Consider the following 12,870-nt stretch of genomic DNA (forward strand, 5'->3'; position numbering starts at 1 on the left):
GCTCAGGCGCGGGCCAGGAACCGCTCGACGAACCCCGTGTCGATCTTGCCCGCGACGAAATCCGGATGTGCGAGCATCTTGCGGAGGAAGGGGGCCGTGGAAGCGACGCCCTCGAGGATAAACTCCTCCAGCGCGTGGTACGCGCGCACCCGGGCCTCCTCCCGCGTCTCGCCCCACACGATCAGCTTGGCGAGGAGGGAATCGTAGTACGGGGGGACGACGTAGCCGGCGTAGATGTGCGTGTCGACACGCAGGCCGGGGCCGCCCGGAGCGTGGAACGCCGTGATCGTGCCGGGCGATGGCCGGAACCCCTGCTCCGGATCCTCCGCGTTGATCCGGCACTCGATCGCGTGGCCCTGGAACTCCACGGGCTGCCGGATCGACAGTTTCTCTCCGGCCGCGATCCGGATCTGCTCCTTGATGAGGTCGACGCTGGTCACCAGTTCGGTCACGGGGTGCTCGACCTGGATCCGCGTGTTCATCTCCATGAAATAGAAGTCGCCGTCGGGCGCGAGCAGGAACTCCACCGTACCGGTGCTCTGATACCCGATGGCCCGGGCGCCCAGGATCGCAGCCTCGCCCATGGCTGCCCGGAGTTCCGGCGTCACGGCCGGGCTGGGCGCCTCCTCGATGAGCTTCTGATGGCGGCGCTGGCTCGAGCAGTCGCGCTCGCCCAGATGGGTGACCCGCCCGTGCCGGTCGCCCACGATCTGAATCTCCACATGGCGCGGCCGTCCGATGAGCTTCTCGAGGTACACGGTCGGATCGCCGAAGCTCACCTCGGCTTCGTTCCGGGCCACGGAGAAGAGCCTCCGGAAATCCGCCTCCTCGAAGGCGGCCCGCATCCCCTTCCCCCCGCCGCCGGCGGACGCCTTGATCATGACCGGGAACCCGATCCGGCGGGCTTCCTCGAAAGCCTCGTCCGCGTCATCGAACGGAGCCGAGCCCGGGACCACGGGCACGCCCGCCTCCGTCATCGTCCGCCGCGCCTCCGCCTTGTCCCCCATGCGACGGATCTGCTCGGGCGTGGGGCCGATGAACACGAGACCGCTCCGTTCGCAGATCTCCGCGAACTCGGCGTTCTCGGCCAGGAACCCGTAGCCCGGATGGATGGCGTCCGCACCGGTGATCTCGGCGGCGGCAAGGATGCGGGGGATGTTCAGGTAGCTCTCGCGGCTGAGCGCGGGGCCGATGCAGATGTCCTCATCGGAGAATCGCACGTGGAGCGAGTCGTGGTCGGCCTCCGAGTACACGGCGACCGTCCGGATGTCGAGTTCGCGGCACGCGCGCAGAATCCGGAGCGCGATCTCGCCGCGGTTGGCGATCAGGACCTTGCGAAACATGATGCCCGCCCGGCCGCTAGTCCGGCTCGATGCGGAAGAGCAATTCGCCGAACTCGACCGGCTCGGCGTTCTCGGCCGAGATCTCGCGCACGACGCCGGCGATGTCCGACTGCAGCTCGTTCATCAGCTTCATCGCCTCCAGGATACAGAGCGTCTGGCCGGCGGCGACGCGATCGCCGACGGAGACTAACGGATCCGCACCGACCGCGGGCGCCCGGTAGAAGGTTCCGACCATGGGCGACAGGACCTCGAACAGCATCTCGGAGGGGGCCGCGTCAGAGGCGGCGGAACCCGCCGGCGGTGCTCCCGCCTGCGGTCCGGGAACGCTGCCGGCGATGGGTGCCGCCACTCCGGCCGCCGCCGTGACGCGCGGGGACTTCCGGATCCGGACTCTGGTGGGATCCCCCAACTCCGAGCCGACCAGCTCGATGTCCAGGGCGTCCACGCCGGACTCCTCGACCAGCTTGATGAGCCCCTTCAGCCAGTCCATATCCATAGTCAAGTCACCCGCGTGATGTACTTGCCTTCGGTCCGGTCGACACGTACGACGTCGCCGACCTCGAGAAAGAGCGGAACCTGTACCACGGCACCCGGCGCGAGCTGGGCACGCTTCGCGCCCCCCTGGGCCGTGTCCCCGCGAACGCCCGGGTCCGTCTCCACGATCTCCAGTTCCACGAACTGCGGCAGCTCGACGGAGAGTACGACGCCATCACGGTTCAGACCCTGGCACTCCATGTTCTCCTGAAGATACTGGAGCTGGTCCTCGCCGATCTGCTCTCCCGAGAGCGGGATCTGCTCGTAGGTCTCCATGTTCATGAAGTAGTACAGCTGACCGTCGGTGTAGGTGTACTGGATCGGACGCCGCTCCAGCCGGACCTCCTTCACCTTCTCGCCGGCCCGGAAGGTCTTGTCGATCACGCCTCCCTCCATCACGTCCTTGAGCTTGGTGCGCACGAAGGCGCCGCCCTTTCCCGGCTTCACGTGCTGGAAGTAGGTGATCGAGTAGAGGGTGCCGTTGAGCTCGATCACCATCCCTCTGCGGAAGTCCGAGGTATCTGCCATGGTCTCCGAATCTCGTTGTGGAGCCGGGCGCCGGCGGCCCGTGCGACTGCTAAAGCTCGACGAGGGCGCGCGGAAGGCGGGTCAGCGTGCGGGCCCCGGACGCCTCGACCAGCACATCGTCCTCGATGCGCACGCCGCCGCGACCGGGAAGATACACGCCCGGTTCAACTGTCACCACGTTCCCCGCCCGGAGGGTCTCGTCGGAGCGCGCGGACAGGCTCGGCCCCTCGTGGATGTCGAGCCCGATCCCGTGACCGGTGCTGTGACCGAAGCGGTCGTCCAGGTCGTGTCGCGCGAGGGCGTCCCGCGCCGCGGCGTCCACGGCGCGGCAGCTCGCCCCGGCGCGGATCGTCTCCCGGGCCCGCGCCTGGGCTTCGAGCACCCGCTCGTGGATCGTGACCTGCCAGGGCTCGGGGACGCCACGCACGCAGGTGCGCGTCATGTCGCTGCAGTAGCCATCGACGCGCGCGCCAAAATCGAGGAGCAGGAGGTCGCCCGCTTCGATGCGCCGTTCGGAGGGCGTCGCGTGAGGGAGCGCCGACCGCTCCCCCGCCGCCACGATGGGGTCGAACGGCAGTGGACCCGAACCTCCCCGGCGAAGCTCGGCCTCGAGCGCCGTCGCGACCCGGCGCTCGCTCGGAGCCGCGGACCAGTCGATGGCCGCCAGCAGGCGGTCGAAGGCGGACTCGGCGACGGCCACCGCTCGTTCGATGGCGCGCAACTCCTCCTCGTCCTTGACCTGCCGGAGCTCTCGGACGAGATCTCGGCACGAGACGAACGCCATCCCCGGAAGCCCCTCGCGGAGCGCCTCGTACTCGGCAACGGTGAGGCTCTCGGCCTCGAAGGACGTGGGCCCCCGCGCGCCGGCCGCCACGTCGGCCACGCCCCGAATCCAGCCCCCGCGAGTGATGTGGGCCGGGACGGAATCCTCGACTTCGAGGCGCACCTGTTCCTCGTACCGGGAATCGGTGACGAGCGTCGGCGCTCCCTCGACCGGGACCCACAGGACGCCCGCCGAGCCCGTGAACCCGCTCAGATAGCGGACGCTCGACCTTGCGGTGACGAGAACGGAGCCGTGACCCGCGGCCCCGGCCGTCGCTGCGAGCCGGAGGCGCCGCGCTTCGTGGGCACTCACTCCGCTTCGTCCGCCCCCGTCTCTCCCCTCGCTCCCAGGTCCTCCACCAACGCCTCGAGGCCGAACAGGTAGCTCGACGAGCGGAAGCCCGCGATGACGCCGACCGCGAGATCGGAGAGGAGCGATGTGTGCCGGAAGGGCTCGCGGGCGAAGACGTTCGAGAGATGGACTTCCACGAAAGGACGCGCCGAGCCGGCCAGCGCGTCGCGCAACGCCACGCTGGTATGGGTCAGGGCGGCCGCGTTGACGAGCCAGGCGTCCACGCGATCGGTGTTCGCCTGCACCCAGTCGACGATCTCTCCCTCGTCGTTGGACTGGAAGAAGATGAGCGTCGCGCCGGCCGCTCCCGCTCGCGCGAGGAGGAGCGCCTCGATCTCGGCCAGCGTCTGCGTACCGTAGTGGCGCGGCTCGCGGCGGCCAAGGAGGTTGAGGTTCGGTCCGTTGAGAACGCCGATCCGCTTGAGGCTCAAAGCGGATAGTCCAGACCGGCCAGCCACTCTCGCCACGACCCTTCGCGGGACGGCTTCTCCGCCGCATCGCCGTCGAGGATCCGCCGGAGCTGCTCCCGGATGGAGACCTCCTGCGCCACGGCGACGGGGCCTTCCGGCTGCGCGCCGGCCGCCTCGCGCGCGCTCCGGCGCGCCTCCTCGAGCGCCACGGCGAGACGGGTATTGCCGGGGTCCCGCGTCAGCATTCGCTCGTAGACGCCGATGGCCCGGTCGAACAGACCCTGCCGCACGTAGAGCGCCGCCAGCGTGACGGTGTCGAGATCCGCCGCGGCGGGGTCCGGGATCGCGGCTCCGGACCCTTCGGGCCCCTCCGGCGCGGGGCGGGCGGCCGGCGCATCCGCCGCCGGCGCATCCGCCCGCCGCCCGCCCCCCCACGCTTCGTCCAGCCGCCCCAGCCAGCGCCTCGTCGCGGCGGCCCTCGCGATGGGATTCTCCACGTCGAACGCCGGGATACGCTGCAATTCGGTGACCGCGTCCGAAGCCTGTCCGAGTTCGCCGAGCACGCGGGCGTGAACCAGGCGGGCGGTGACGTAGTGCGGATGATTCGCCAACCCGCCGCGAACCACCCGTAGCGCGCTCTCGAGGTCGCCCTGCCCCCGGTAGAGTTCCGCCAAACGCGCGAAGGTGTGGGTACGCGGCTCGGCCTCCCGGCGGCGCAGGAGGTCCGCGATCTCCTCGGTATGATGGTCAGTGGGCACGGGCGTCGTCGAGGTCGTCGGGGAAGAAGCGGTCGGGTCGGGCCTTCCGGCCCGGAGCGGGTAACATACCGACCGCTTTTTTTCGTTGTCAACGAAGCGGGGTCCGCACCCCCGCCCCCCGATCTTCGTTGCCCGAACCGCGGGCCCGGCTTACGTTTTTCGATCAACCACGGGATCCGGCGGCGGCCGCGGACGGCCGTTCGGGATCTCGGCCCCGTCACGTCCCCGGTCGGGCGACTCGATTCACGTCACAGGCAGGTTTCGGCGCTCATGTTCATGCGGAAGATGCGCGGCAGCGCAGCCCTGGTGATGGGCATCATGGCCGCGGCCTTCGTCGGCTGGCTGGTGTTCGATGGCATCAACGCCATGCAGGGGGGCAACCTCGGCGGACAGGTCAACCCCGTGGTGGGCCAGGTAGGCGGGCGGGATATCCGCTACAACGAGTGGAACATCTTCCTCCAGAACCAGCTCGCGATCAACCGCCAGGTCGACCGCGGCATGACGGACGAGGATGTGCGCGTCGTGACCGAGCAGGCGTGGGAGAGCCTGGTCAGCGCGACGTTGATCCAGGCGGAGCTGGACCGGCTCGGGGTCCGCGTGACGGACGCGGAAGTCCGCCAGGCCTTCTTGACGCAGCCGCCCCAGGAGATGCTGAGCTACGCGGCGTTCCACACGGACGGACAATTCGACATCGAGAAATACCGCCGCTTCTTCACGGATCCGGCGACGGATGAGACGCAGCTGCTGCAGATCGAGAACTACTACCGCTCCATCCTGCCCCGCGCGAAGCTGCAGACGCTGGTGGAGAGCGGGATCTACGTCTCGGACGACGAAGCGTGGCGCTTCTACCGGGACACGAACGAGCGGGCACGGGTCCGGTTCGTCCACCTGAGCCCGACCGGACTCGTGCCGGACTCGGCGGTCTCCGTGTCGGATGACGAGATCCGTGACGTCTACGACGAGCGGGCGGACGAGTACATGCGGCCGGCCAGCGCCCGCGTGAACATGGTGAGCGTCTCGCTCCGCCCCTCCGCGGCTGACTCGCTGGTCGTCCGGGAGCGGGCCGCGGCGCTCGCGGAACGGGTGCGGGGAGGTGAGGACTTCGCCGCCGTCGCGGCCGCCGAGTCCGCCGATTCGATCTCGGGCGCCGAGGGCGGATTCATGGGCAAGCGTCCGCCGGCCGCCTACGACCCCAGACTCGTCGAGGCGGCCGGCGCGGTGGAGATCGGCGACGTCACGGACCCCGTCGAGACGCCGTTCGGGCTCCACGTCCTGCAGGTCGACGAGCGGACGGCGGACTCGCTCGCGCTACGGCAGATCTATCTCCCCTTCGAGGTTTCCGGCGCCACCGAGGACTCGGTGTTCACGCTCCTCGACGACCTGGAGGAAGTCGCGTTGCGGACCGACCTCACGACCGCCGCCGATTCGCTGGGGGTAGAGGTACGCACCGACGTCCAACTCCTCGACGGCGTGGACTTCATTCCCGGCGCGGGACAGCTCGGGGTCGCGAGAGACTGGGCGCTCGGCCCGGAGGCCCAGATCGGCGATGTGTCGGAGACGTTCGAGAACCCGACGGGCTTTCACCTGTTCGAGTTGCTCGGGCTGCGCGACGAGTCCCGGATCCCGATCGAGGAGGCGGGGATCGGGATTCGCTTGCAGCTCATCGTCGAGAAGAAGAAGGAGCGGACCGCCGAACTGGCCCGGGATCTGCCCGACGCGGTCGAGGTCGGCGCCTCCTTCGACGAGGCGGCGGAAGGTCTCGGGTGGACGGTGGAGGAGACCGAGTTGTTCCGCCGCGGCGATTTCGTCCCGGGGCTCGGGCAGGGCACCGAAGCGGTCGGTTACGCCTTCGGGGCGGAGATGGGTGAACTCAGCGGCGCGCTGGACGCGGGCGACGGGGTGGTCGTCCTCGAGGTGCTCGAACGCGAGGACGCGACCCGCGAGGGGTTCGAAGAGGTGAAGGATGCGGTCCTGACGCAGCTACGCTTCGAGCGATCCCGGCAGTACGTCCAGAAGTGGCTGGCCGCCCTGCGCGAGGGGACGCTCGTCGAGGATCACCGGGAACGGCTGCTCGTCCCCGAGGATGCGCCGTTCGCGCCTACCTTCTGACGAGGTCCGCCGAAAGCCCTGGTGACTGCTAGACCTCCGTATTCGAGGTCCGGGGCTGTACGGTCTCCTGGTGTGCGGACTGTGCGGACGGGGCGGACGTCTCCTTGGGGAGCTCGCCTCGTACGTTGCCCTCGACTTCCTTGATGGAACCCTTGAACTCGCGAATCCCCCTGCCCAGGGAACTCCCGATCTCGGGCAACCTCTTCGCCCCGAAGAGGAGCAGGATCGCGAGGAAAATCAGCAACAGCTCCCACGGGCTTAAACCGAACATCTCAGACTCCTTGCTTGTGGCTCGTCTCTCGTCCCGGTCAGAGGAGTGATCGCGCGAACCAGGCTATCAGGACTACGCCTACGACGCTGAGGAAGTTCACGCGCAGGATGACAGGTCCCAGCGAGAGCGCGAGCACCTTGGCGTCGAAGGCCAGGGGCTCCAGCGAGAGCGCGACCGTCGTGACGAAGAACTGTCGGGCCGCCGACGCAGGCAATGTAACCGCCACCAGCTCGGTCAGAAGCCCCCCCAGCACGAAACCGCCCACGATGATGAGCGCCACCCGTATCGGGGACGGCCTGCGTCTCCGTCCAATCTCCACCGGCTACCGTACCCTCTCCACGACGTAATCGACCGCAGCCCTCAGCGCTTCGAGGCATGGACCCGGAGGCAGGCCATCGAGCTGGTCCCTCGCCCGGCCGGCTCGCGAGCGGGCTTCTTCGCGCGCCGAATCGACGCCGCCGCGCGCCTCCACGAGATCGACGATCTCGCGCACGGCCCCGGCGGATGGCGAGGGATCCGCGAACAGCGTCTCGACGGCCCGACGTTCGGACCACTCCATCTTGGGGAGTGCGGCGATCAGGGGCAACGTCACCTTGTGTTCCTGCAGGTCCTGTCCCGGGTGCTTTCCCATGACCTCGGTCGACGACGTGTAGTCGAGCAGGTCGTCCACGATCTGGAACGCCATCCCGAGATGGTGCCCGTATGCGCGCGCCGCGCCGCGGTGAGCCGCCGCCCCCGACAGCGTCCCGAGTTCGCAGGCCGCGGACATGAGCGACGCCGTCTTGTACTCGCACAGATCCTCGTAGTCGTCCCGCGTGAAATCGAGGCGGTCGTGGAGCACGAGCTGCCGCATCTCGCCGACCGTCATCCGGTTCGCCGTCCGCGCCAGAATCGACACCAGTTCGAGCTTTCCCAGGGCCGAGACCTCGATCACGGCGCGGGAATAGAGATAGTCCCCCGCGATGATGGCGACTTGATGGGTCCAGCGATGGTTGACGGTAGGCCGTCCGCGACGCCGCGCGGAGTGATCGACGGCGTCGTCGTGGACGAGCGTCGCCACATGCAGCAGTTCGACGATGGCGCCCAGCTTCACCGCGTCCACCGATGGCCGGCCCGCGATCCCGTCGCAGAGGAGCAGCAGCGTCGGGCGGAGCAGTTTGCCCGATCGCTCGAAGAGATAGTCTCCCACTTCATCGAGCGCCTCGAACCCCGACGGGACCATGTCGCGGAGCTCCCCCTCGACGGCGTGAAGCCGATCCCTGACGGGGAGGCGGACCTGTTCCAGACCGATGGCGGCGATTGGGAGCATGACCTCCTCGGCGGGCGAGGTGCGCGTGAAGTGCTTGGGGAATTTCGGACTCGCGCCCGAGAATGTCAAAATGAGCCCGGGCGACCCTGGGACTGCTGGTCGTAGTCGAACTTGAGGTCGGGCGCGTCGCGGAGGTTGACGCTCATCTGGAAGATGAAGTTCCCGTTGGGCGAGCGCGCGAACATGAAGGTGGCCATCCAGCGGTGGAGGGCCCGGTCCAGCGTAATGAGGTGCTCGCCGAACTCTCCCTCCGAGAGGTTGTAGCTCGTCCGCCAGGCGAGTCGCCAGTTCGGCGTCGGATTCAGTGAAAGGACGGCATTGAGCGACTGGCGGTCTCGCGAAGTCTCGCTCTCCCGGCCCCGCTGCATGGAATAGGTCAGCGACAGGGTCCAGGGACCGCCGGCCCGCATGCCGGGGTCCTGCGCGTCCGGATTCTCATCGAAACTCTGCAGCCGATACCGCGAATCGGTCGCGGTCTGCAAGCGGCTTTGGGCGGCGGATTGGCTGCCCCCGCCCCCACCCCCGAGACCGAGCAGCCCCCCGAGTCCGCTGGCCGAACTGAACGTGAAGCTGCCCGTCAGGCTCGACAGGATGGGCGCGAAGCTCTGCTCCTCGCCGCTGCCCTCGAACAGGTCGAGAGACATGTTCAGCGAGAGGCCGCGCAGCAGGTCCGAGTTGATGCGGTGGGACCAGCGATCCGTCGTCAGCGGCGACAGGTTCTCGCGCGCGAAGTCGAAGGTGAGGGGGCTCGAGTTGATCCCCAGAATCACGACGTTGCGGCGCGGCTGCCCGCGCCGCGGCGCGTCCGGATCTCCGGTCCCGGATCCGGTGCCGGGCGGCGCATCCTGGACCCCACGCTCCGGATCCGCCACGGCCTCGAAGACGGTCGAGTCCGCGGCGACTGCCGCCGAATCCGCCGCCACGTCGAGCGCACCCTCCGCAAGGGGCACGGAGTCGGTCGCCGCCCCGAGGGAGTCCCCCTCCAGCGAGCGGCCCTCGAGGTGGGCTTGCGCCTCGGGGTCCAGTTCGACCTCCTCGCGCAGCTTCGCCTCGAACGTCTGGTTCAGCGTCAGGCGCAGCCGGTTCTCCTGCTTCGAGTTGGAGATGGGGAAACCGGGGATCGAGAGGATCGAGTCGGACGCCTCCACGGCGGGAGAGTAGTCGTAGTGGAAGCGCGGCGAAACCTTGTGGCGGACGCGCTCGAAGGGGCCGAATCCCGGCAGGAACCCGTACAGATCGGTCGAGACCGCCGCCCCGACGCGCAGCCGCATGGGGGCCGTCACGTACTCTCCGTTCGTATTCTCCGACCGGAACCGGCTCGCGTCCATGCTGACGGTGGGGCGGAAGGTCGTGCTCCCGATGAGGTCGATCTGATAGTCGGCCTGCGCTCCGTAGGTCAGCTTCGACACGCCCGGCGGCCGCTCCGGGGCATCCGTCGAATCGTCTCCTGCCCCGCCACCGGCCATCGGCTCGAACGGGAGTTTCAACTGGCGATCGAAGTTCGCGTTCCCGCTCACGCCGAAGGAACCGATCCGGATCGCGCTGTTCAGGGAGGCGCGTTCCGACCGCTGGCCGTCGTCCTCCTCCCGGGTTCGATCGAGGCGGGAGGCGGACAGCGCTCCGCTTACGACGATGTTGTTGAACGGTCCCCTGCGGTTTTGCGGCGCCCGGAAGAGTGTGAGGGGCGAGAACGTCATCTGCAGCTTGGGCAGCGTGAGGTCGGTTCGCCCCTTCTGGGCGCCGAGGTCCTGGCGGCGACTGCCGCTGAGGTTGACGGAAGCGAACGGGAAGCGGTGCTGAATGCCCACGTCCGAGGAGATGCGCTGCGTCTGCTGGCGGGGGTCGAACGACTGCCGCTCGAAGACCCTCGTGTTCGACACGAAGTTGGCGTTGACCCGGATGTCGGTCACGGGCGTCAGTTCGTGATTGTGCCGCATCTGGAACTGAAGGGTCTTCTCGTTCCCGAAGCTGTAACTCGTCAGGATGTTGCCCCGGAAGAACTTCTTTAGCGAGCGGTACCGGAGCGCGCCGTTGAGGCGGGTGAAGCGGCCGCTGAACCAGTCCGCCGTCGCCTGCGCGTCCATGAAATCGTTGAAGGCGAAGTAGTACCCGAAGTCGGTGACGCTCCGCCTGGAATTGCTGGAGGACGCGACGACGTCGTTGACGCCGAAGCGGGGCGGCAGGAAGCCGCTTCGCCGCTCGTCGCGGATATCCTGGGCGAAGAAGGGCAACCATGCGACGGGGACGTCCTGGATGTACAGCGTGACCGGCCACGCCACGATGATGTCGTTCGATACGACCTTGATCTGGCCGGCCCGGAAGTAGTAGTGGGGGTGCTCGACGTCACATGACGTGAAGTTCCCGGTTTCGACGAAGGCGACGCCGGAACCCCGCAAGGTCGTGTTCCCCCGGGTGAACCATTCGGAGCCGCGCTCCGCGAAGGAAGTCCGGGCATCCAGGATCGTCCCCTTCGTCCCCGAGACATCGTAGTGGAGGCACTGGTCCGAGACCGCGTCCTGCCCCTGCCCCGTCATCGAGATGCCGCCGCAGGCACGAACGAACTGAAGACCGGCCCGGTAGGTGATCGTGTCCGCGTCGACGACGGCCTGTTCGTAGGTCGCCTGCGCCTCGCGTTCGAGGTGCACGGCCTCCTCGCCCACATCCAGTTGCACGCGGCGCCCCCGATATTGAACCGCCTGATAGCCGGCTTCTTCGAGGAGCAGGCCGAAGATGTCGTCCGGCTGGGGGAAGGGGGGGTCCGCCGGCGCGGTCTCGAGCGTGTCCGAGGCGGCCGAATCACCCGCGGCGGCGGGATCCACGCCCGCGGCGGCCGGGTCCACGCCCGCGGCCGAATCCGCCTGCGCCGCCGAGTCCGCCCGCGCCGCCGAGTCGGGCCGGGGCACCTCCAGCGTATCGCGGGCCGTCGAGTCCGCCGGCAGCGAATCCCGCCCCCTCACGACCACCGTGTCGGTGTCGGCCGCGGCCGCGAGGCGCAGGGGACGGGGGCCGACCGAGGCTGCCCGCGCCGTCTCGGCGCCTCCGAGGCCGCCGAGCAGCGCCGCCAGCGCGAGGAGCCCGTAGAGTCCGCGGGGCGCGCGGACGCCGGAAGCGTCGCGTGCCGTCAGGCGGGATTTCCTTCCTCGGCGGCGCGCTTGGCCTCGCGCCGACGTCGACGGAGCACCCGGGTCGCGACGATCGAGAGTTCATACAGGAGCATCATGGGCACCATCATGGCGAGCATGGTGTACGGATCCGCCGGCGTCAGGAACGCGGAAACCATCGCCATCACGACGATCGCGTGCCGCCGGTACTTCGCCAGCCCCTCCGGCGTCACGATGCCGAGCAGCGAGAGGAAGACGAGCACGACCGGAAGCTCGAAGATGAGACCAAACGCCAGGATCAGCCTCGTCGCGAAGGTCAGGTACTCCCCGACCATGATGACCGGAGTGAGCTGATCGCTGAAGAAGTTGAGCAGGATCCTGAGCCCCAGCGGAAGCACGAGGAAATACGCCATCGAGATGCCGGCGATGAAGAGCAGGGTGCCCGCACTGATCGCCGGGATGGCGAACTTGCGCTCGTTCTCGTACAGGGCCGGGGCGAGGAAGCGCCAGGCCTGGAGCGCGATGTACGGAAACGCCGTCAGAAGCCCGACGATGAAACCCAGCTTGAGTATCAAGACGAAGGGGGTAGTCGGACTGGAGAAGTTCAGGTTCTCACCCGGCAGGAGTTCCACGATCGGACGTTGAACGATCCCCAGCACGTCCCACTGCATGACCGCCACGAGCCCCAGCACGAGACCCACGAGCAGGGCGAGGAGCGCCCGGATCAGTCGGGAGCGCAGCTCGTCGAGATGATCGAGGAAAGGCATCTCCGCCTGCTCGGGGGAGCCGTCCGCCTGTCGTCGGAGACCCATCGGTTCAATCACTCCCTGGTGAGAACAAATCCGCCTGTCCCGCCGCGCTGTGCCCCGCGCGCCGGAGCAGCCGGCGCACCTCCTCCATGAACTCCGTCGTGTCCTGGAAGTTCCGGTAGACGCTGGCGAAGCGCACGTACGCCACCTGATCCATCGCGCGGAGCCGATCCATCACGAGCTCACCGAGGCGGCGACTCGCTACGTCACGCGGGTCCTCCGCCTCCAACTGCTCCTCGACCTCATCCACCAGGGATTCGATGTCGTCGTTGGAGACGGGACGCTTGGCGCAGGCGAGGCGAATCGACGCGAGGAGCTTCCCGCGATCGTAGGTCTCCGAACCGCCGTCGCTCTTCCGAACCATGAGGGGTTCCCGCTCCACCTGTTCGTAGGTGGTGAACCGCTCGCCGCACGAGAGACACTCGCGGCGGCGGCGGATGGCACGCCCGCCACGACTCGTCCGGGAATCGACGACCCGATGTTCGGGGTCGTCACAGCGAGGGCACTGCACGGCCGTCAGGGGT

General features: G+C 68.4%; 13 protein-coding genes. 1 reads left to right on the forward strand and 12 read right to left on the reverse strand.

All coding sequences use genetic code 11. From position 1 onward, the window contains the following. Positions 1-2: 2 nt before the first annotated feature. Genes accC through ACPXY0_RS09370 form a run of 6 tightly spaced genes read right to left on the reverse strand, consistent with a single transcriptional unit; the run spans position 3 to position 4,747 of the window. Positions 3-1,343 carry an acetyl-CoA carboxylase biotin carboxylase subunit gene (accC, locus tag ACPXY0_RS09345; protein WP_419942143.1) on the reverse strand — a complete coding sequence of 447 codons (1,341 nt, stop codon included), beginning with the start codon at positions 1,341-1,343 and terminating at the stop codon, positions 3-5. Positions 1,344-1,359: 16 nt separating this feature from the next. Next, on the reverse strand, positions 1,360-1,839 hold the full coding sequence (gene accB / locus ACPXY0_RS09350) for an acetyl-CoA carboxylase biotin carboxyl carrier protein (protein WP_419942144.1): 480 nt from the start codon (positions 1,837-1,839) through the stop codon (positions 1,360-1,362). Positions 1,840-1,841: 2 nt separating this feature from the next. Beyond that, entirely contained in the window at positions 1,842-2,405 is a 564-nt protein-coding gene (gene efp, locus ACPXY0_RS09355) for an elongation factor P (protein WP_419942145.1), read from the reverse strand. Positions 2,406-2,454: 49 nt separating this feature from the next. Next, the gene (locus tag ACPXY0_RS09360) at positions 2,455-3,540 is read right to left on the reverse strand and encodes a M24 family metallopeptidase (RefSeq protein ID WP_423924242.1); all 1,086 of its coding nucleotides are present in this window, start codon (positions 3,538-3,540) and stop codon (positions 2,455-2,457) included. After that, on the reverse strand, positions 3,537-4,010 hold the full coding sequence (aroQ, locus tag ACPXY0_RS09365) for a type II 3-dehydroquinate dehydratase (protein WP_423924244.1): 474 nt from the start codon (positions 4,008-4,010) through the stop codon (positions 3,537-3,539). The genes ACPXY0_RS09360 and aroQ overlap by 4 nt, the downstream gene beginning before the upstream one ends. Beyond that, a complete protein-coding gene (locus tag ACPXY0_RS09370; RefSeq protein ID WP_423924246.1) occupies positions 4,007-4,747 on the reverse strand; it encodes a tetratricopeptide repeat protein in 741 nt (246 codons plus the stop codon). Before ACPXY0_RS09370 ends, aroQ begins: the two co-directional genes overlap by 4 nt. A gap of 276 nt (positions 4,748-5,023) precedes the next feature. On the opposite strand from ACPXY0_RS09370, the gene ACPXY0_RS09375 reads away from it, so the two are divergent. After that, the gene (locus tag ACPXY0_RS09375; RefSeq protein WP_423924248.1) at positions 5,024-6,856 is read left to right on the forward strand and encodes a peptidyl-prolyl cis-trans isomerase; all 1,833 of its coding nucleotides are present in this window, start codon (positions 5,024-5,026) and stop codon (positions 6,854-6,856) included. Positions 6,857-6,884: 28 nt separating this feature from the next. Here ACPXY0_RS09375 and ACPXY0_RS09380 read toward each other — a convergent pair whose 3' ends face one another. From ACPXY0_RS09380 to nrdR, 6 genes are all read right to left on the reverse strand, one after another. Next, positions 6,885-7,127 (reverse strand): Sec-independent protein translocase subunit TatA/TatB, encoded by a 243-nt coding sequence (locus ACPXY0_RS09380; RefSeq protein ID WP_419942150.1) that lies wholly within the window; start codon positions 7,125-7,127, stop codon positions 6,885-6,887. Between the two features lie 37 nt (positions 7,128-7,164). Continuing rightward, positions 7,165-7,446, reverse strand: coding sequence for a hypothetical protein (locus ACPXY0_RS09385; RefSeq protein WP_423924250.1), 282 nt, complete (start codon positions 7,444-7,446; stop codon positions 7,165-7,167). Positions 7,447-7,449: 3 nt separating this feature from the next. Further along, entirely contained in the window at positions 7,450-8,436 is a 987-nt protein-coding gene (locus ACPXY0_RS09390; protein WP_423924252.1) for a polyprenyl synthetase family protein, read from the reverse strand. A gap of 65 nt (positions 8,437-8,501) precedes the next feature. After that, entirely contained in the window at positions 8,502-11,393 is a 2,892-nt protein-coding gene (locus ACPXY0_RS09395) for an LPS-assembly protein LptD (RefSeq protein WP_423924254.1), read from the reverse strand. Between the two features lie 164 nt (positions 11,394-11,557). Beyond that, positions 11,558-12,349 carry a twin-arginine translocase subunit TatC gene (gene tatC / locus ACPXY0_RS09400; protein WP_423924256.1) on the reverse strand — a complete coding sequence of 264 codons (792 nt, stop codon included), beginning with the start codon at positions 12,347-12,349 and terminating at the stop codon, positions 11,558-11,560. A 4-nt stretch (positions 12,350-12,353) separates the two neighbouring features. Beyond that, a complete protein-coding gene (gene nrdR / locus ACPXY0_RS09405; protein WP_423924258.1) occupies positions 12,354-12,857 on the reverse strand; it encodes a transcriptional regulator NrdR in 504 nt (167 codons plus the stop codon). Between the last annotated feature and the right edge of the window lie 13 nt (positions 12,858-12,870).

This window comes from Candidatus Palauibacter sp., from assembly GCF_965237495.1.
Taxonomy (GTDB): domain Bacteria; phylum Gemmatimonadota; class Gemmatimonadetes; order Palauibacterales; family Palauibacteraceae; genus Palauibacter.

Coding starts and splice junctions, on each gene's coding strand:
- accC (WP_419942143.1), bottom strand. CDS start 1,343: ATGTTTCGCAAGGTCCTGATCGCCAACCGCGGCGAGATCGCGCTCCGG.
- accB (WP_419942144.1), bottom strand. CDS start 1,839: ATGGATATGGACTGGCTGAAGGGGCTCATCAAGCTGGTCGAGGAGTCC.
- efp (WP_419942145.1), bottom strand. CDS start 2,405: ATGGCAGATACCTCGGACTTCCGCAGAGGGATGGTGATCGAGCTCAAC.
- ACPXY0_RS09375 (WP_423924248.1), top strand. CDS start 5,024: ATGCGGAAGATGCGCGGCAGCGCAGCCCTGGTGATGGGCATCATGGCC.
- ACPXY0_RS09380 (WP_419942150.1), bottom strand. CDS start 7,127: ATGTTCGGTTTAAGCCCGTGGGAGCTGTTGCTGATTTTCCTCGCGATC.
- ACPXY0_RS09390 (WP_423924252.1), bottom strand. CDS start 8,436: ATGCTCCCAATCGCCGCCATCGGTCTGGAACAGGTCCGCCTCCCCGTC.
- tatC (WP_423924256.1), bottom strand. CDS start 12,349: ATGGGTCTCCGACGACAGGCGGACGGCTCCCCCGAGCAGGCGGAGATG.